The organism is Shinella sp. WSJ-2, assembly GCF_003432075.1.
GTDB lineage: Bacteria > Pseudomonadota > Alphaproteobacteria > Rhizobiales > Rhizobiaceae > Shinella.
In genome coordinates, this window is the sequence record NZ_QWBU01000009.1 from 115,255 (window position 1) to 131,905 (window position 16,651).

At 64.4% G+C, this 16,651-nt stretch carries 17 protein-coding genes; 2 read left to right on the top strand and 15 right to left on the bottom strand.

Annotation, left to right across the window (positions count from 1 at the left end; translation table 11 throughout):
- The first annotated feature begins 16 nt into the window (after nt 1–16).
- A complete protein-coding gene (locus D0Y60_RS18730; RefSeq protein ID WP_158565517.1) occupies nt 17–271 on the top strand; it encodes a DUF982 domain-containing protein in 255 nt (84 codons plus the stop codon).
- 47 nt (nt 272–318) lie between these two features.
- On the opposite strand, the gene D0Y60_RS18735 is transcribed toward D0Y60_RS18730, so the two are convergent.
- The 6 genes from D0Y60_RS18735 to D0Y60_RS18760 all read right to left on the bottom strand — a co-directional run bounded on the left by D0Y60_RS18735 (nt 319) and on the right by D0Y60_RS18760 (nt 4,664).
- A complete protein-coding gene (locus tag D0Y60_RS18735; RefSeq protein WP_117371490.1) occupies nt 319–813 on the bottom strand; it encodes a BON domain-containing protein in 495 nt (164 codons plus the stop codon).
- A gap of 64 nt (nt 814–877) precedes the next feature.
- Nucleotides 878–1,654 (bottom strand): inositol monophosphatase family protein, encoded by a 777-nt coding sequence (locus D0Y60_RS18740; RefSeq protein WP_117371491.1) that lies wholly within the window; start codon nt 1,652–1,654, stop codon nt 878–880.
- An 8-nt stretch (nt 1,655–1,662) separates the two neighbouring features.
- Nucleotides 1,663–2,400 (bottom strand): amino acid ABC transporter ATP-binding protein, encoded by a 738-nt coding sequence (locus D0Y60_RS18745; protein WP_117371492.1) that lies wholly within the window; start codon nt 2,398–2,400, stop codon nt 1,663–1,665.
- Nucleotides 2,400–3,092: an ABC transporter permease gene (locus tag D0Y60_RS18750; protein WP_117371493.1), complete on the bottom strand. Its 693-nt coding sequence runs from the start codon at nt 3,090–3,092 to the stop codon at nt 2,400–2,402. The genes D0Y60_RS18745 and D0Y60_RS18750 overlap by 1 nt, the downstream gene beginning before the upstream one ends.
- Nucleotides 3,089–3,784, bottom strand: a complete 696-nt coding sequence (locus D0Y60_RS18755) for an ABC transporter permease (RefSeq protein ID WP_117371494.1) — start codon at nt 3,782–3,784, stop codon at nt 3,089–3,091. The genes D0Y60_RS18750 and D0Y60_RS18755 overlap by 4 nt, the downstream gene beginning before the upstream one ends.
- 64 nt (nt 3,785–3,848) lie before the next feature.
- Nucleotides 3,849–4,664 (bottom strand): transporter substrate-binding domain-containing protein, encoded by an 816-nt coding sequence (locus D0Y60_RS18760; protein WP_117371495.1) that lies wholly within the window; start codon nt 4,662–4,664, stop codon nt 3,849–3,851.
- Nucleotides 4,665–4,867: 203 nt separating this feature from the next.
- On the opposite strand from D0Y60_RS18760, the gene D0Y60_RS18765 reads away from it, so the two are divergent.
- Entirely contained in the window at nt 4,868–5,980 is a 1,113-nt protein-coding gene (locus tag D0Y60_RS18765) for an aminotransferase class I/II-fold pyridoxal phosphate-dependent enzyme (RefSeq protein WP_117371496.1), read from the top strand.
- A gap of 232 nt (nt 5,981–6,212) precedes the next feature.
- Here D0Y60_RS18765 and D0Y60_RS18770 read toward each other — a convergent pair whose 3' ends face one another.
- The 9 genes from D0Y60_RS18770 to D0Y60_RS18810 form a co-directional block, all read right to left on the bottom strand.
- Nucleotides 6,213–7,028 carry a helix-turn-helix transcriptional regulator gene (locus D0Y60_RS18770; protein ID WP_117371497.1) on the bottom strand — a complete coding sequence of 272 codons (816 nt, stop codon included), beginning with the start codon at nt 7,026–7,028 and terminating at the stop codon, nt 6,213–6,215.
- Nucleotides 7,029–7,089: 61 nt separating this feature from the next.
- Nucleotides 7,090–8,325 carry a cysteine desulfurase-like protein gene (locus tag D0Y60_RS18775; protein ID WP_117371498.1) on the bottom strand — a complete coding sequence of 412 codons (1,236 nt, stop codon included), beginning with the start codon at nt 8,323–8,325 and terminating at the stop codon, nt 7,090–7,092.
- 70 nt (nt 8,326–8,395) lie between these two features.
- Nucleotides 8,396–10,354, bottom strand: a complete 1,959-nt coding sequence (locus D0Y60_RS18780; protein WP_117371555.1) for a 3-hydroxyacyl-CoA dehydrogenase NAD-binding domain-containing protein — start codon at nt 10,352–10,354, stop codon at nt 8,396–8,398.
- 8 nt (nt 10,355–10,362) lie between these two features.
- Nucleotides 10,363–10,758, bottom strand: coding sequence for a RidA family protein (locus D0Y60_RS18785; RefSeq protein WP_117371499.1), 396 nt, complete (start codon nt 10,756–10,758; stop codon nt 10,363–10,365).
- Nucleotides 10,759–10,766: 8 nt separating this feature from the next.
- Nucleotides 10,767–11,954 (bottom strand): acyl-CoA dehydrogenase family protein, encoded by a 1,188-nt coding sequence (locus D0Y60_RS18790; protein ID WP_117371500.1) that lies wholly within the window; start codon nt 11,952–11,954, stop codon nt 10,767–10,769.
- 1 nt (nt 11,955) lies between these two features.
- Nucleotides 11,956–12,798 carry an enoyl-CoA hydratase family protein gene (locus D0Y60_RS18795; protein WP_117371501.1) on the bottom strand — a complete coding sequence of 281 codons (843 nt, stop codon included), beginning with the start codon at nt 12,796–12,798 and terminating at the stop codon, nt 11,956–11,958.
- Nucleotides 12,799–12,809: 11 nt separating this feature from the next.
- Nucleotides 12,810–13,580 carry an SDR family NAD(P)-dependent oxidoreductase gene (locus tag D0Y60_RS18800; protein WP_117371502.1) on the bottom strand — a complete coding sequence of 257 codons (771 nt, stop codon included), beginning with the start codon at nt 13,578–13,580 and terminating at the stop codon, nt 12,810–12,812.
- Entirely contained in the window at nt 13,577–15,895 is a 2,319-nt protein-coding gene (locus tag D0Y60_RS18805) for a bifunctional salicylyl-CoA 5-hydroxylase/oxidoreductase (protein ID WP_117371503.1), read from the bottom strand. Before D0Y60_RS18805 ends, D0Y60_RS18800 begins: the two co-directional genes overlap by 4 nt.
- Before the next feature lie 190 nt (nt 15,896–16,085).
- Nucleotides 16,086–16,610 (bottom strand): MarR family transcriptional regulator, encoded by a 525-nt coding sequence (locus D0Y60_RS18810; RefSeq protein ID WP_117371504.1) that lies wholly within the window; start codon nt 16,608–16,610, stop codon nt 16,086–16,088.
- Nucleotides 16,611–16,651 lie beyond the last annotated feature (41 nt).

Sequence of the window (16,651 nt, forward strand, 5' to 3'; positions counted from 1 at the left end):
CGGACGGAGGTTCGTCATGGAAGACGCTCACAATTGGCCGATGCCCGTCGTTGTCGCCAACGACGAAGCGAAATCCTTCGTGGTCGTGCGCAGTTCGCTCGAGGCGGCCGCCTATCTCCTGGAATTCTGGCCAAAACAACACGGCGATGCCTTCTTCAATGCCATCCGCATTTGCGCCGATGCGCTCGACGGCGATGTCGAGGATGAGGATGTGCGCGACGCCTTTCTGGCCGCCGCCTACGATGCGAATATCGCCATCACCGTTCATTGAGACGCGCGCGGCCGACCCGGCGTTAACGCCGGGCCGCCATGATGCATTTATTCATCGACATCGCTGGGAATATGGCTGTCGACGCCGCGCGTCATCAGGCGTTCCGCCCGAACGCCGCGCACGCCCTTGACGCGCCGCACGACACCGATGAGATGGCGGCGGTCTTCGTCGCTATCAACGGAACCATCGAGATCGGCGATACCGCCGCGGATGGCGATCTCGATCAGATCAAGATCGAAGCGACCGTCTTCTTCAAGGCTCAGTGCGATGCGCTCTTCCAGATCGTCGTCGGCAATCGTGTCGGCCTCGTCGTCGGAGAATGGCAGCGGTGCACCATCGACATCCCGCAGTTCGGGATCGCCGGCAACTTCCACGCCCTTGTTGTCCAGCTGCTCGAGATTAGCGCCCGCAGTGCCGTAGGGCGCATTCCTGGCGGCCTTGCGATCACCATCGCTGTCCGCATAGGGCCAGCCGTCGCGAATATCGCGCTGTTCGTAATCGCGGAAATCGTCCTCGCGGGAGGCTTGTTTGCGGTCGCCCATTGTTTTGCTCCATCGGTTTCAGATGATGGAGCCCGAACTGCGCAGGGCAGCGCTTTGTTCCGCCTCAGCCGGCAAGCAGCTTGAGCGCGCTTGCATGCAGCGCCGGATCGCCGGCCGCGATGACGCACCCCTTCCAGCCGAGATCGAGCGGACCGCCCTGCCAATCGGTGACGATACCGCCTGCGCCCTCGATGATGGCGGTCGGGGCAAAGAGGTCATAGGCGTCGAAACCGGCATCCACGGCGAGGTCCGTGCGGCCGCGCGCGAGGCAGCCATAGCTGTAGCAGCTGCCGCCGTATTGCGTGAACTGCACGGCGTTGTCGAGCCGCGCGAAGGGTATGCGGTCGGCTTCCGGTACGAAGCGCGGGTTGGAGGAGGTCATATAGGCATCGGCCAACGCCGTGCCCTTGCGGCAGCGGATCGGCTTGCCATTGTGCCAGGCGCCGCGACCGGAAATGCCAGTCAGGCGCTCGGCGGTGGCGGGCAGATCGATGACGCCGAGCAAGGGCTTGCCGCCACGTGCCAGCGATATCAGCGTGCCATAGACCGGGATGCCGGCGACCCAAGCGGCGGTGCCGTCAATCGGGTCGAGCACCCAGACGAACTCGGCCTCCAGCCGTTCGCTGCCATATTCTTCACCCATGATGCCGTGGTCGGGAAAGGCGGCGCGGATCTGTTCGCGCAGCCGGGCTTCCACCGCGCGGTCGGTGGCGGTGACGAAACTCGCATCCTGTTTCAGGTCGACGCGGGGCGCCTCTTCGGCGGCGGCCAGAAGCAGGGTGCGGGAGCTATCGGCGATTTTCTCGGCGAAGGCGAGGAAGGTTTCGGTGCTGTCGGTCATGGCGTTTCTCAATGGGCAAGGATCTGTCCGAGGAAAGTGCGGGCACGCTCGGATTTGGGGGCTGCGAAGAATTCGGCGGGGGTGGAGACTTCGACGATCTCGCCCTGGTCCATGAAGACGATGCGGTCGGCGACGGAACGGGCAAAGCCCATCTCGTGCGTCACGCAGACCATCGTCATGCCCTCGCGGGCAAGGTCGGTCATCACGTCGAGCACTTCGGAGATCATTTCCGGATCGAGCGCCGAGGTCGGCTCGTCGAACAGCATGACCTCCGGGTTCATGCAGAGCGCGCGGGCGATCGCGACGCGCTGCTGCTGGCCACCGGAAAGCTGCGAGGGATATTTGTGCGCCTGGTCGGGAATGCGCACGCGGGTGAGATATTTCATGGCGATGGCTTCCGCCTCCACCGTCGCCATCTTGCGCACCAGGCGCGGCGCGAGCGTCAGGTTTTCCAGCACGGTCATGTGCGGGAAGAGGTTGAAGCTCTGAAACACCATGCCGACCTCGCGGCGCACGAGATCGATCTTCTTCTCGTCGTCGGTCAGCTCCTCGCCGCCGACAACGATGCGGCCGCCGTCATGCTCCTCGAGCCGGTTGATGCAGCGGATCATGGTCGATTTTCCCGAGCCCGAAGGGCCGCAGACCACGACCTTCTCGCCCTTGGCGATCGTGAGATTGACGTCCTTCAGCGCGTGATAGGTGCCGTAGAACTTGTTCATCTTTTCCAGGACAATGATATCGGCCATCAGGTCTTTCTCACATGGCGGTTCGCATAGGTCTCGATCAGCGTGAAGCCGGTCTGGATGATCCAGACGAGCACGAGATAGATGATCGTCGCGGCGATGAAGATCTCGTAAGGGGCGAAGGTATCGGCCACGATGGTGCGGGCGACACCCGTCATTTCCATCAGCGTGACGGTGGAGGCGAGCGCGGTCGACTTCAGCATGGAGACAATCTCGTTGCTGTAAGCGGGCAGCGCCAGCCGGACGGCGAGCGGCGCGGTGATGCGGGTGGTGCGCTGGAACTTGGAAAGACCAAGCGCCTTGCCGGCCTCGACGAAACCCTTGTCGACGCCGAGCACGCCGCCGCGCAGGATTTCCGAGACATAAGCCGCCGTGTTGAGCGACAGCGCGATGACCGAGCACCAATAGGGCTCGCGCAGGAGCGGCCAAAGCACGCTCTGCCGGATGAAACCGAACTGCGGCAGGCCGTGATAGATGACGAAGAGCTGCACGAGCAGCGGCGTGCCGCGGAAGAAGTAGATATAGGCCTTGGCCGGCCAGACGAGCCAGGACCGGCGCGATAGCCGCATCAGCAGGATGCCGACGGCGAGGATCAGGCCGAACAGGGTGGAGACGGCGAGAAGGTTGAGGGTCAGCCCCAGGCCTTGCAGGATCTTTGGCAGGCTGGTGGCGATCAGCGAGAGATCGAAGCTCATCGGGCACCTCTCAGATGACGGTTGGCACGCCGCTCCAGCCAGCCGACGGCGAGCGTGATGACAGTGGTCATGGCCAGATAGATCAGGGCGACGGTCATGTAGAGCAGGAAGGGGCGGTGGATGAGCGAGTTCGCCATCTTGGCGACGAAGAGGATTTCCTCCAGCCCAATGATCGAGACGAGTGCGGTGTCCTTCATGATGGACAGCATGTGATTGCCGAAATTCGGCAGCGCCAGCCGCCACATCTGCGGCAGGCGGACATAGCGGAAGATCTGATGGCGCTTGAGGCTGAGCGCCCGCGCCGCCTCGACCTGCCCGCGATCGACGCCGAGAAAGGCGCCGCGGAAGGTCTCGGTCATATAGGCCCCGACGATCAGGCCGATGGCGATGGAGCCCGCCCAGAACGGCGGCAGATCGATGAACTTCACCGAGGGATCGACGAGCTGCACCAATTGGGTAAGCGCGATCGCCATGCCGAAATAGAAAAGCAGCAGCACGAGCAGCTCGGGTGCGCCGCGAAACACGATGGTGTAGCCCTGGGCCACGCCGCGCAGGATGCGGCTTTTCGACAGTTTCGCCGAGGCCCCGAGGAGACCGCAGACGACCGCAATCACCAGCGACACCGAAAAGACCTGCAACACCGTCATCAGGCCGAAGAAGAAGTCGTCCCACCAGCCGTCGAGTACCGACATGCCGTACCTCCAGAATCTCTATGCGGATCGGGCGCCGCGACGGACGCGACGCCCGGAGGTCTTGTTACTGGCCGACGCCCTTCCAGTTTGCCGGCTGGATGGAGAAGGGGAAATATTTCAGGCTGAACTTCTCGAGCGAGCCGTCCTTGATCATGTCTTCCAGCGCCTTGTCGATCTTGGCGAGCAGTTCGTCATTGCCCTTGCGCAGGCCCACGCCGACGCCCGGACCGAAATATTCGACCTCGTCGATCGGCGGCGAGACGAATTCGAAGCCGGCACCATTCTCCTTGCTGAGGAAGTCGAGATAGGCCTTCATGGGATTGGTGATGGCGATGTCGATGCGGCCGTTCTGCAGGTCGAGCAGCATGGGCTGGGCACCGTCGTAAAGCGCGATTTCCGCGCCCGGCAGCTTGGCCTCCACCCATTTCGCATAGGTCGAGGCACGCTCCACGCCGAAGCGCAGGCCGTTGAAAGCGTCCGGGATCGGCTTGCCGTCCGCGTCGAACAGCTTCAGCGCGGCGTCCTTGGAGCCGAGGATACGGCCGAGCGAGACGCGGTAGGGGACCGAGAAATCGATCTTCTGCTTGCGCTCTTCAGTGATCGACATGGAGGCAACGATCAGGTCGAACTTGCTGGCGAGCAGCGCCGGGATCATGCCGTCCCACTCCTGGCAGACATAATCGAGCTCGACGCCGATGCGCTCGGCAATGCCCTTGGCGACATCGACATCGTAGCCGGCCATCTCGCCCTCGGGCGTGCGGTAGTTGAAGGGCGCGTAGGTGCACTCCATGCCGACGCGCAGCGTTTCGGCTTGGGCGGGCATGGCAACCGCCATCAGGCTGACAACTGTGGCGGACAACAGACCGGTCATGAGTTTCATGGCATTCCCCTTCTTTGTTGGCTCTGACGGCGGTCCTCACTCCGCCGATGGGCAACGATGCGCCGCCGGGAGGGGGGGAGGAAATCCACCTAGGGGATGATGCCGATGAGCTCGAAAATGACGCCCGCCATCACCCTCGGGGTGGATGGAATGTGACATCAGGTTGATCTAGCCCTTTGGTATGCAGGCCAGAGGAGAGCCCCATGAAATATGTCCGCATGCCCATCGAGCTGGAATCCCCCGAGCAGCTCGGCTACGACACGATCCGCTACAATCTCTCGGAAAGCTCGGTCGCCGATCGCCGCCTGGGTGAGCTGAATCTCCGGCTGGACGACATCCTGCTGTGCTACGGCGACCATCGCGGCGCGCCGGATCTGCGCGGCCTGATCGCCGGCACGGGTGAAGGGCTGAAGGCCGATGACGTGCTCGTCACGGCGGGTGCGGCGGGTGCGCTCTTCATCATCGCGACCTCGATGCTGGAGGCCGGCGACCACATCGTCGTGGTCAGGCCGAACTATGCGACGAACCTCGAAACGCCGCGCACCATCGGTGCCGACATGACCATCGTCGATCTCACCTTCGAGACCGGCTACCGGCTCGATCTTGCAGCTATCGAGGCGGCGATCCGGCCGGAGACGAAGTATGTCTCGGTCACCTATCCGCACAACCCGACCGGCGTGATGATTTCCGAAAGCGAGCTGAAGGCGCTCGTCGCACTCATCGAACGTAAAGGCACGCGCCTGCTGTTCGACGAGACCTATCGCGAGATGACCTCGGGCACGATGCTGCCGGTTGCCGCCAGCCTGTCTGACCGGGTGATCAGCGTGTCCTCGCTGTCCAAGACCTACGGCATTCCCGGCATCCGCATCGGCTGGCTGATCACGCGCGATGCCAACCTCATGGAAACCTTCCTCGCCGCGCGTGAGCAGATCGGCATCTCCGGCAGCACGGTGGATGAATACATCGCCTATGTCGCGCTCAGCCAGCGCGATGCGTGGCTCGCCTTCAACAATGCCCGCATCGCCAGCGCCTTTGCCATCGTCAAGGACTGGATCGCGTCCGAGCCGCTCGTCGAGTGGATTGCGTCGTCGGGCGGCTGCGTCTGTTTCCCGCGCATCGTGCCTTCGGCCAATGTCGATCTCGCCGGTTTTCACGAAAGCCTGTACAGCCGCCACCAGGCCTATGTCGGCCGCGGCAGCTGGTTCGAGCAGGACGACCGGCACTTCCGCATCGGCTACGCCTGGCCGACCGAGGACGAGCTGCGCAAGGGGCTTGCGGCCATCTCGGCCGCGATCCGCGAAAACCTGAAGAACTGATGGAACGAGGGGCGAACCAGGTTCGCCCCTAGCCGTCGACACGGTCCTCCTGCCCTCTCCTCCGTCATGTCAGGGCTTGACCCGAGGATCCACCCATCCGCACCGCCTCGCTTGTGGCGTGGATCCTCGGCTCAAGGCCGAGGATGACGTTGGTGGGTGGGATGGGCGCACGGGTTTTTAATGAGGCGCGGGCTGTGGGAGCGGCCTGGGACGCGAGCATGCCCCCCTCACCTCACAGATTGAGACTGCGCAGAAACGTCGAGAACAGCTCCTGCTGCGTGGAGAGATTGAGCTTGGCATAGAGCTTCTGCCGGTGCGTCTTCACCGTGGCGATCGAGATGCCCAGGTGAAAGCTGATCGACTCGCTGGAATGTCCCTTCAGGATCAACAATGCCACCTCGCGCTCGCGCGGGCTCAGCACATCACGGCCGAAATCGCTGAAGAGATGATCGATGGGGCGTGCCTGCGGCGCATTCTCGTTGCGCGACAGATGCGCCCAGAGCCTGCGGAAGATCGCCGCGATCAAGGGATGCGCCTCGCGCAGCCGGGCGACGGACGCCGCGTCGAAACCGCCTTCGCTGCGGATGCGCGACAGGCTGATCTCCGCCATTTCGCCACCCGGCAGGTCCATGGCGATCAGCAGCTCCTCCATGCCTTCCGGCCAGCCATGGGTGCGATAACCCAATTCCTCGTCCTGATGGCGGCGGATATCAAGGCCACGATAGAGATCGGAGCCGAGATACTCATCCGGCGCCAGATCCCGCATCAGGTAGATGCCCCCGGGCAGACCGGCGAGATAGGCGTTGTAGAACGGATTGAGCAGGTAGGTACCGGCGATGAAGAGCTGCACCGCCCGTTTGGCCTTGGGGCCGGAAAACGTATCGAAGACGTAGCTCGGCCCACCGTTCTTACGGTGCACCACCGACAGCGCCAGATGGAACCGCGCCACCGAGCCGATGGCCGCCAGCAGCGCCGACACGCTGTCGGGCTGGTCGTAGCGGTCGAGCGCATGAGAGAAAGGCTCTATCCAGCGGGCACTGTCGGTCATGTTCCATCTGTGAGATTCCCGAAGAAAAACGGCTAGTTATATCCCTTTACGACAGCCGCCCTCACGCGACAAGCTTGCCGACCGCGCCAAGCGTCCGCTCGATCTCCTCGGCGCAATTGTAGTGTGCGATACCGATACGCACCACACCTTCATCCTCGGAAAGGCCGAGATGGCGGGCCGGCTCCAGCGCGTAATTGTGGCCGGACCAGATATTGATGTCCTCGCCCGCCAGCGCCTCGGCGAAACGATGGGTCGAGACACGGTCATGCGTGAACGAGATCGTCGGCACGCGATGGGCGAAGAGGTTGGGATTGGCGATGCCGACCAGCCGGACGCCCGGCAGCGCGGTCAGGCCGCCGATCAGCCGGCGCGTCAGGCCCGCCTCATAGGCATCGAAGGCCTGATAGGCAGCGGCCATCTTTTCGCGCCGTGTGCCCGTGCTGCCGGCCGCTTCGCCTGTCGATGCGAGATAATCGATCGTCGCGGTGAGGCCGGCGAGAAGCTCGGTCTGCGGCGTGCCGGTGCAGAAGCGATCCGGAATGTCATCGCTCTGGCAGCGCACGCGATGCGGCGGCAGCGCGCGCAACAGATCGCCACGGCCCCAGAGCACGCCGAGATGCGGGCCGAAGAACTTGTAGGACGAGCAGACGAGGAAATCGCAGCCGATCGCCTGCACATCCGGCAGGTGGTGCGGCGCAAGCTGCACCGCATCGATCCAGACGAGCGCGCCTGCCGCCTTGGCCAAGGCCGTCAGCGCGGCGACGTCGTTGATGCTGCCGGTCATGTTCGAGGCGTAGTTGAGCGCCAGGAATTTCGTGCGCGGCGTGAGAAGGGCTGCAAGGTCCTCCGGCTCGATGCGCCAGGTCTCCTTGTTGAAGGGCAGCCACTTTACCGTCAGCCCATAGGCCTCGGCCATGGCAAGCCACGGCGAGACATTGCCTTCGTGATCCATGCGCGTGACGATGATCTCGTCGCCGGGGGAAAGCGTGCTGCCGATGACGCGCCCCATCTGGAAGGCGAGCGTCGTCATGTTCGGGCCGATGATCATCTCCTGCCAGGAGGAGGCGTTGACGAATTCGGCTGCCGCGTCATGCGCCGCACGCCAGGTGGCATCCGCGCGCTGAGAGGCTGCAAAGCGCCCGCCGAGATTGGACGAGGCCGTCGCCATCGCCCCGGCCACGGCGTCGATCACCGTTTTGGGAACGAGCGTCCCGGCGGGATTATCGAGATAGGCGGTGCGCGAACCCTCCAAAGCGGGGAAGGAAGCGCGGATGAGGTCGATCGGATAGGCAGTCATGGGCGGCACCCTTTGCAGAACGCTGTTGTCTGCTCCTGTGTGCCGCGTTCTGCCCCTCGCCGCCATCCTCCTAGGAGATGAGGCCGGCGGCAAACATCGGGCCGCCCTTGTGCGCAGGAAAGCCGTAGCCGTTGATCATCACCAGATCAATATCGCTGGCGCGCGCGGCAATGCCCTCCGCAAGCAGCGCCCTGCCCTCATCGGCCATCACCTTCAGAAGCCGGTCCATGATCTCGTCTGCCGTGAAGGCGCGCGGCACGATGCCCTTCGCCGCCCGCGCCGCCTCGATCACGGCGGTGACGGCGGGATCGACGGTTTTCTCACCGTTCGGATAGGCATACCAGCCGAGCCCGGTCTTGCGCCCGAGCCGACCCGCCTCGCACAGCCTGTCGGCGATGTCGACATAGCGTTCGGCGGGATCGCGTGTCGCGGCCTGGCGCTTTCGGCGCGCCCAGGCGATCTCGAGGCCGGCCATGTCGCTGACGGCGAAAAAGCCCATCGGGAAACCATAGGCCTCCATCGCCGCATCGATCTCCTGCGGCAGCGCACCATCCTCCACCATGAATTCTGCCTCGCGACGATAGGCGGAGAAGATGCGGTTGCCGACGAACCCTTCGGTGACGCCGCAGACGACGGGGAGCTTGCCGAGGCGTTTGACGAAAGCGAGCGCGCTTGCCAGCACGTCGGGCGCGGTTTTCGTGCAGTCGACCACTTCCACGAGGCGCATGATATTGGCCGGCGAGAAGAAATGCAGGCCGACCACGCGCGACGGATCGGCGGTTGCGGCAGCGATCGTGTCGGGATCGAGATAACTCGTATTGGTCGCCAGGATGGCCTGTGGCGCGACGATGCCGTCGAGCCTGCGGAACAGTTCCGTCTTGACCGCGAGGTCGTCGAAGACCGCTTCGATCACCAGATCGGCCGTCGCGAGGTTTTTGGCCTCGGCTGTCGTTTCCAACCGGGAGAGGCAGGCGTCGCGCATGTCGGGCGTAAGGCGCTTTGACTGGACGGCCTTGTCGAGCAGGCCGGCGATGCGGGCGCGGCCGCTCTCGGCCGCCTCCACACTCTGCTCCAGCGCAACGACGCGATAGCCGCCGGTGAGCGCCGAGACGGCGATGCCGGAGCCCATCAGCCCCGTGCCGACCACACCGATGGTTTCGATGCGCCGCGCCTGCACGCCCTCAAGCGCATCGACCTTGCCGGCGGCGCGCTCGGCGAAGAAGACATGCCGCAAGGCGGCGGATTCCTGGGAATCGCGCAGGCGAAGGAAGGTGGCGCGCTCCTCCGTCAGCCCCTGTTCGAGGCTGAGCCGGCCGGCTGCCTTGACGAGGCGGATGGCCTCGGCGGGTGCGATCTGGCCACGGCTCTTGCCGATGACCTTCGCCTCCGCCGCGCTGACGGCGGTCTCATCTGCGCGGGGCACGGCAAGCGCGCCGGTACGGCGCAGCGGCTGCCCGGCCTTTTCCTTCATGGCGGCGATGGCGGCAGCAATGGCGTCGGCGGCAACCGCGTCGGCAAGGCCCAATGCCACAGCTTCGGCGCTCTTTACCGCCCGTCCCGTGCCGATGAGATCGATGGCCGCGACCGTGCCAATCAGACGCGGCAGGCGCTGCGTTCCGCCGGCACCGGGAACGAGGCCGAGCTTTACCTCCGGCAAGCCAAAGCTTGCGCCTTCCCCGGCGATACGGCCATGGCAGGCCAGCGCCACCTCGCAGCCACCGCCGAGCGCCGCGCCGTTCACGGCTGAGACTACGGGTTTTTCGAAGCGCTCAATACGCTCGATAACATCAGGAAGTATGGGTTCGACCGGCGGCTTACCGAATTCCTTGATATCGGCCCCGCCGATGAAGGTGCGGCCTGCGCCCGTAACCACGATACCGACGATGTCCGTCGCGCTGGCGGCATGGTCCAACGCTTCGACCAGTCCCGCACGGACATGCGCCGACAGCGCGTTGACCGGCGAATTGTCGATGGTGACGACGAGCACGCCGTCATGGCTTAAGGCCGAAACGCTCTCGGAAAACCGCATCTTCACGCCTATTCGGGAACGACGGCCGTGGCCTGGATTTCGATCTTGGCGCGGTCTTCGACCAGCGCCACCACCTGCATGGCCGCCATGGCGGGATAGTGCCGGCCGATGGTTTCGCGATAGGCCTGGCCGATGCCGCGCAGGTTGCCGAGATATTCCTGCTTGTCCGTGAAGTACCAGGTCATCGTGGTGATGTGGTGTGGCTCCGCACCGCCAGCGGCGAGCACGGCCACGACATTCTTCAACGTCTGGCGCACCTGCTCGACGAAATCGTCGGTCTCGAACTGCGCCCGCGCATTCCAGCCGATCTGGCCGCCGACGAAGAGCGTGCGGCCCGACGCCGCCACGCCGTTGGCATAGCCGATGGGCTTCGCCCAGCCTTCCGGTTGCAGGATCGTATGCATGGCGTCTCCTATCGTGCCGCTTCTTTCATCAGCTCGCGGCCGATGATGAGCTTTTGAACTTCCGTCGCGCCTTCATAGATGCGCAGCGATCGAATCTCGCGGTAAAGCCGCTCGGTGATCTCGCCCGTGCGCACCCCCCTGCCCCCGAAGAGCTGCAGCGCCTGGTCGATAACCCATTGGGCATTTTCCGTCGCGGTCATCTTGGCCATCGCCGCCTCGCGCGTCGTCGGCTGCTTCTGCACATCGCGTTTCCAAGCGGTGCGGCTGGTCAGTAGCGCGGCGGCATCGATAGCGGTCGCCATTTCGCCGAGCGTGCTTTGTGCCGTCGGAAGGTCGGAGAGGGTGGCGCCGAACATTTTTCGGCTTTTCGCATGCGCCACGGCTTCATCGAGCGCGCGGCGGGCAAATCCGGTCGCAGCCGCCGCCACGGACGGGCGGAAGATATCGAGCGTGCGCATGGCGATCTTGAAGCCCTCGCCGGGGCTTCCGAGCAGCTGCGTCGCGGGGATGCGGCAATTGTCGAAGCGGATGCGGGCGAGCGGGTGCGGCGCGATGGTCTCGATGCGCTCGGCAATGGTGAAGCCGGGCGTATCTGCAAAGACGACGAAGGCGGAGATGCCGCGCGTGCCGGGCGCCTCGCCGGTGCGGGCAAAGAGCGTATAGACATTGGCGATGCCGCCGTTGGAAATCCAGGTTTTTTCGCCGTCGAGAATGAAGTGGTCGCCCTCGCGCCGTGCCGCGCAGGCGAGCGCGGCGACGTCGGATCCGGCATCGGGTTCGGAGAGCGCGAAAGCGGACAGCCATTCGCCGCGCGCCACTTTCGGCAGCACCTGCTCTTTCAGCGCCAGCGAGCCGGACAGGCTGATCGCGCCTGTGCCCAGCCCCTGCATGGCGAAGGCGAAATCGGCGAGACCGTCGGCATAGGCGAGCGTTTCGCGCACCAGGCAGAGCGCCCGGCTGTCGATCTCCTCGCTGGCCCCACCGAAAGCTTTTGGAACGCAATGGCGCAGGATACCGGCGGCACCCAGCGCCGCAACCAGCTGCCGGCAGGCCGCATCGACATTGCCATGGTCCACATTGTCGAGGCCGCCACGCGCGACGAAGCCGTCAAGCTCCGCTGCAAGGGCGCGGTGGCTCTCGTCAAAGAACGGCCAGTCGAGATGATCGCGGGTCGGCGCCATGGCAGCGGGCTGCATGTCAGTTCCCCTCGAAGGCAGGCTTGGCCTTGGCGGCGAAGGCCTCGAAGGCGCGGCGGAAATCGCCGGTCGCCATGCAGATCGCCTGCGCCTGCGCTTCCGCCTCGATCATCTGGTCGATGCCCATCGCCCATTCCTGATCGAGCATCTTTTTGGTCATGGCATGGGCAAACCACGGGCCATCGGCGAGGTTGCGCGCGAATTTTTGCGCCTCGGCAAGCACCGCATCGCGCTCGTGCAGGGCGCTATAAAAGCCCCAGGTGTGGCCTTCCACAGCGCTCATCACGCGGCCGGTGAACAGCAGTTCGGCGGCACGGCCCTGGCCGATGATGCGGGGAAGGATGCCGCAGGCCCCCATGTCCGCTCCGGCGAGCCCAACGCGGGTGAAGAGGAAGGCCGTCTTCGTCTCCGGCGTCGCCACGCGGTAATCCGAGGCCATGGCGAGGATCGCACCGGCACCAGCGCAGATGCCATCGACGGCGGCGATGATCGGCTGCGGGCAGGCGCGCATCTGGCGCACGAGTTCGCCCGTCATGCGGGTGAAGGCGAGAAGGTCCGGCATCGCCATTTCGGTCAGCGGCTTGATGATATCGAACACATCGCCGCCGGAAGAGAAATTGCCGGCCGCTCCCGTCAGCACCACGACACGTACATCGCTGGCGCGCGTCAGCGCACGGAAGAGGTCGCCTAGTTCCTCATAGCTTTCGAAGGTCAGCGGGTTCTTCTTGTCGGGGCGGTTGAGCGTGATCGTCGCGACGCGACCGTCGGCATCCGTCTCGAACAGGAAGTGCTTGGCCTTGTGATCCTTGAAGGGGCGCTGCTTGGCCTGCATGGGGTTCGTCATGTCATCGTCCTTCAGAGAATTTCGCCGCCGGCGACCGCGATGGCCTGGCCGGTGATCGCGCTCGCCCCTTCGGAGACGAGCCAGGAAACGGTGTGCGCCACCTCGGCCGGGCTCACCAGCCGGCCCTGCGGGTTGGAGCGCGCGAGGCTGGCGCGCGCCTCCTCGCGTGAGCGGCCGGTTTTTTCCGTGATCGTGTCGAGCGCACCATCGATGAGCGGCGTATCGGTGAAGCCGGGGCAGACGGCGTTGACCGTGACGTCGGTGCGCGCCAATTCCAGCGCCAGCGCCCGCGTCAAGCCGATGACCCCGTGTTTGGAGGCGCAATAGGCGGAGACATAGGCATAGCCGGTGAGCCCGGCGGTGCTCGCGACATTGACGATGCGGCCCTTGCCGGCGCAGCGCACGGAGGGAAGTGCCGCCTGCGTAACGATATAGACGCCCGTGAGGTTGATGGAGAGCACACGCTGCCAGAGGGCGAAGTCGGTCTTTTCGAACGGCGCCGAGGGCGCTTCGCCAGCGCAATTGACGAGCACGGCGATCTCACCGGCCGAGGCGATGGCGGCGGCGATGCCGCGTTCGACGGCAACGGCATCCGTCACATCGAAACCGTCGTGGGCGAAAGCCTCGCCACCGGCCGCGCGGATCTCGTCGCGCACCGTTTCCAGCGGCCCGGCCCTCCGGCCGGCGAGACTGACAATGTGGCCTTCGGTGGCAAGCATCAGCGCGATGGCCTTGCCGATGCCGCTGCCGGCACCCGTGACGAAAGCGTGCCGTTTGCTCATGGCTTGCCTGCCGTCGTCGCGCGCGCGAGGTTGTTCACATATTGCGCGCGGGCGGAATAATATTGTTTGGGCCAGGGCTGGGCGTCATAGCCGATCTTCGCGGCCTCGTGCATCACGAAGGACGGGTCGGCGAGATGCGGGCGGGCGACGGCACAGAGATCGGCGCGGCCGGCGGCGATGATCGAATTGGCGTGGTCGGCTTCGGAAATCGCGCCAACGGCGATGGTCGGCACCTGGATCTCGTTGCGGATCTTGTCGGAGAACGGCGTCTGGAACAGGCGGCCATAGACCGGCTTCTCCTCCTTCACCACCTGGCCGGACGAGCAGTCGATCATGTCGGCGCCGGCCTCCTTGAACATCTTCGCGAAGATCGCCGCATCCTCCGGCGTGTTGCCGCCCTCGTGCCAGTCATTGGTCGAGAGACGCACCGAGATCGGCTTATCCTCGGGCCAGACCTTGCGGATGGCGTGGAACACTTCGAGCGGGAAACGGGCACGCGCCGCGTGGTCGCCGCCGTAGTCGTCGGTGCGATGGTTGGTGAGCGGCGAAAGGAAGCTCGACAGGAGATAGCCGTGCGCGGCGTGTAGCTCGAGAATATCGAAGCCGATGTCGCGTGCCCGCTCGGTCGCCGTCACGAAATCCGCGATGACGCGATCCATGTCCTCGCGGGTCATTTCGCGCGGCGTCTCAGAATGCTTGAGATAGGGCAAGGCCGAGGCCGAGATCAACGGCCAACCACCTTCGGCGAGCGGCTGGTCAATGCCGTCCCAGGCGAGCTTCGTCGCCCCCTTGCGCCCGGCATGGCCGAGCTGGATACCGATCTTGGCGGGCGTTTCGTGATGCACGAAATCGACGATCCGCTGGAAAGCCTGCTGCTGTGCATCGTTCCACAGGCCGAGGCAGCCGGGCGTGATGCGCGCATCGGGCGAGACGCAGGTCATTTCCGGGAAAATGAGGGCGGCACCGCCCATGGCGCGCGCGCCGAGATGCACGAGATGGAAATCGCCCGGCAGACCGTCCGTCGCGGAATACATCGCCATGGGCGAGACGACGATGCGGTTCCTGAGCGTCAGGCCAAGCAGCTTGAAGGGCGTGAACATCGGCGGCGGCACGGCGCCGTTCGCGGCCTTTTCCGCACCCGCCCGCTCGGCGAACCAGCGTTCGAAACCTTCCAGCCATTCCTTGTCGCGCAGGCGCAGGTTCTCGTGGCTGATGCGCTGCGAGCGCGTCAGCATCGAATACATGAATTGTTCTGGCTCCAGCGTATCGGCATAGCGCGTGCCGACCACCTCGAACCATTCCATGGCGTTGCGCGCCGCGTTCTGGATGCGCGCGACATCGACGCGGCGCACCTCCTCGTAAGCCGCGAGCACGGCGGGGATGCTCGCCTTGTCGTGGCCGATCAGATCGAACTGGCGGGTCAGCTCGATTGCATCGTCGATGGCGAGCTTGGTGCCCGAGCCGATGGCGAAATGGGCGGTGTGGGCGCTGTCCCCCATCAGCACGACATGGCTGTTGCCGTTGAAATGGCTCCATTTCTCGCAGATCAGCCGGCCGAAATTCAGCCAGGCCGAGCCGCGCAGATGGCGCGCATTGGTCATCAAGCCGTGGCCGTCGAGGCTTTCGGCAAAGAGCTTCTCGCAGAAGGCGATGGACTGGTCCTGGTCCATCTTGTCGAGCCCATGCGCCTTGAACACCTCGTCCGTCGTCTCGACGATGAAGGTCGAGGTCGTGTCGTCGAAGCGATAGACATGCGCCTGGAACCAGCCGTGTTCGGTGCGCTGGAAATCGAAGGTGAAGGCATCGAACGGCTTGTTGGTGCCGAGCCAGATATAGCGGTTCGGCCGCACCACCATGTCGGGCTGGAAGACATCAGCATATTTATTGCGGATACGGGAATTCACGCCGTCAGAAGCGATGATGAGGTCGGCGTCCGGGAACTCCTCGTCCCCTTGCACGTCGCGCTCGAACAAAAGCTCGACGCCGAGTTCCAGGCAGCGCTCCTGCAGGATGTTGAGCATCTTCTTGCGGCCGATGCCGACGAAGCCATGGCCGGTGGTGCGGATCTTGCGGCCCTTGAAGACCAGTTCGATATCGTCCCAATGGTTGAAGGAAACCTCGATCGCCTCCGCCGTCTCCGGATCCCACTGGCGCATCGACTGCATGGTGGCATCGGAGAAGACCACGCCCCAGCCGAAGGTATCGAAAGCCCGGTTGCGCTCGACGACGGTGATCTGGTGTTCCGGGTGCTGGCGCTTCATCAGAAGCGCGAAATAGAGACCGGCAGGCCCACCACCGATACAGACGATCCGCATGTCGTTCTCCTCCCGAGCTCCGGCCGCGTGTGTCGCAGACACCGCACAGGTATCTGGACTGTGGCAGCAGGTTGGACCCGTTTCGGAGAAATTTCAAGCTTAAAATTGTTTTGGTGAGAGATACGCGTAAGCACAGTCCGCCGGGCATGACGCACGACGTAAAACAGTCTCGGGAAGGCGAAAAAGTTTCTCAGCCGCCCTTGGCGAGCGAGGCGATGACCGAGCGCTTGAGCTTGGCAAGCTCGTCCATCAGCACGCCGCCATCCGCCGGTGCGAGGCCGGCGAAGAGGTCGGAAATCCAGTCGGCGTGGCGGGCAGCCATCTTCTCGAATTCGGCACGGCCGAAGGGGGTGAGCGCGATGATCTGCACGCGGCGGTCGGTCGGAAGCGTCGTGCGGCTGAGATGTCCGCTCTCCGTAAGGCGTTCGACGAGGACGGTGATGTTGCCGGGCGAGACCATCATGCGCTTGGAGACTTCGCCGAGCACCATGCCGTCGGGTGCACGCTCGAGCTGGGCCATCAGGTCGAAGCGCGGCAGGGTGGAATCGAATTCCTCGCGCAGGCGGCGACGCACTTCGCTTTCCACCAGCGTCGAGCAGGTGAGCAGGCGCAGCCAGAGACGAAGCTCGGCACGGTGATCGTGCGGCGCTTCCAGGGCCTTGGTCTCGCCATCCACCCAATCCGGCGCGATGTCGAACGTGTCGTCACCCGTCATAACAAAGGTCCGTTTTCTGTACCGTCGCCTTGCCTTTTAGA

Coding starts and splice junctions, on each gene's coding strand:
- D0Y60_RS18765 (WP_117371496.1), top strand. CDS start 4,868: ATGAAATATGTCCGCATGCCCATCGAGCTGGAATCCCCCGAGCAGCTC.
- D0Y60_RS18735 (WP_117371490.1), bottom strand. CDS start 813: ATGGGCGACCGCAAACAAGCCTCCCGCGAGGACGATTTCCGCGATTAC.
- D0Y60_RS18810 (WP_117371504.1), bottom strand. CDS start 16,610: ATGACGGGTGACGACACGTTCGACATCGCGCCGGATTGGGTGGATGGC.
- D0Y60_RS18750 (WP_117371493.1), bottom strand. CDS start 3,092: ATGAGCTTCGATCTCTCGCTGATCGCCACCAGCCTGCCAAAGATCCTG.
- D0Y60_RS18805 (WP_117371503.1), bottom strand. CDS start 15,895: ATGCGGATCGTCTGTATCGGTGGTGGGCCTGCCGGTCTCTATTTCGCG.
- D0Y60_RS18745 (WP_117371492.1), bottom strand. CDS start 2,400: ATGGCCGATATCATTGTCCTGGAAAAGATGAACAAGTTCTACGGCACC.
- D0Y60_RS18755 (WP_117371494.1), bottom strand. CDS start 3,784: ATGTCGGTACTCGACGGCTGGTGGGACGACTTCTTCTTCGGCCTGATG.
- D0Y60_RS18780 (WP_117371555.1), bottom strand. CDS start 10,354: ATGCGGTTTTCCGAGAGCGTTTCGGCCTTAAGCCATGACGGCGTGCTC.
- D0Y60_RS18770 (WP_117371497.1), bottom strand. CDS start 7,028: ATGACCGACAGTGCCCGCTGGATAGAGCCTTTCTCTCATGCGCTCGAC.
- D0Y60_RS18730 (WP_158565517.1), top strand. CDS start 17: ATGGAAGACGCTCACAATTGGCCGATGCCCGTCGTTGTCGCCAACGAC.
- D0Y60_RS18740 (WP_117371491.1), bottom strand. CDS start 1,654: ATGACCGACAGCACCGAAACCTTCCTCGCCTTCGCCGAGAAAATCGCC.
- D0Y60_RS18775 (WP_117371498.1), bottom strand. CDS start 8,325: ATGACTGCCTATCCGATCGACCTCATCCGCGCTTCCTTCCCCGCTTTG.
- D0Y60_RS18800 (WP_117371502.1), bottom strand. CDS start 13,580: ATGAGCAAACGGCACGCTTTCGTCACGGGTGCCGGCAGCGGCATCGGC.
- D0Y60_RS18790 (WP_117371500.1), bottom strand. CDS start 11,954: ATGCAGCCCGCTGCCATGGCGCCGACCCGCGATCATCTCGACTGGCCG.
- D0Y60_RS18760 (WP_117371495.1), bottom strand. CDS start 4,664: ATGAAACTCATGACCGGTCTGTTGTCCGCCACAGTTGTCAGCCTGATG.
- D0Y60_RS18795 (WP_117371501.1), bottom strand. CDS start 12,798: ATGACGAACCCCATGCAGGCCAAGCAGCGCCCCTTCAAGGATCACAAG.
- D0Y60_RS18785 (WP_117371499.1), bottom strand. CDS start 10,758: ATGCATACGATCCTGCAACCGGAAGGCTGGGCGAAGCCCATCGGCTAT.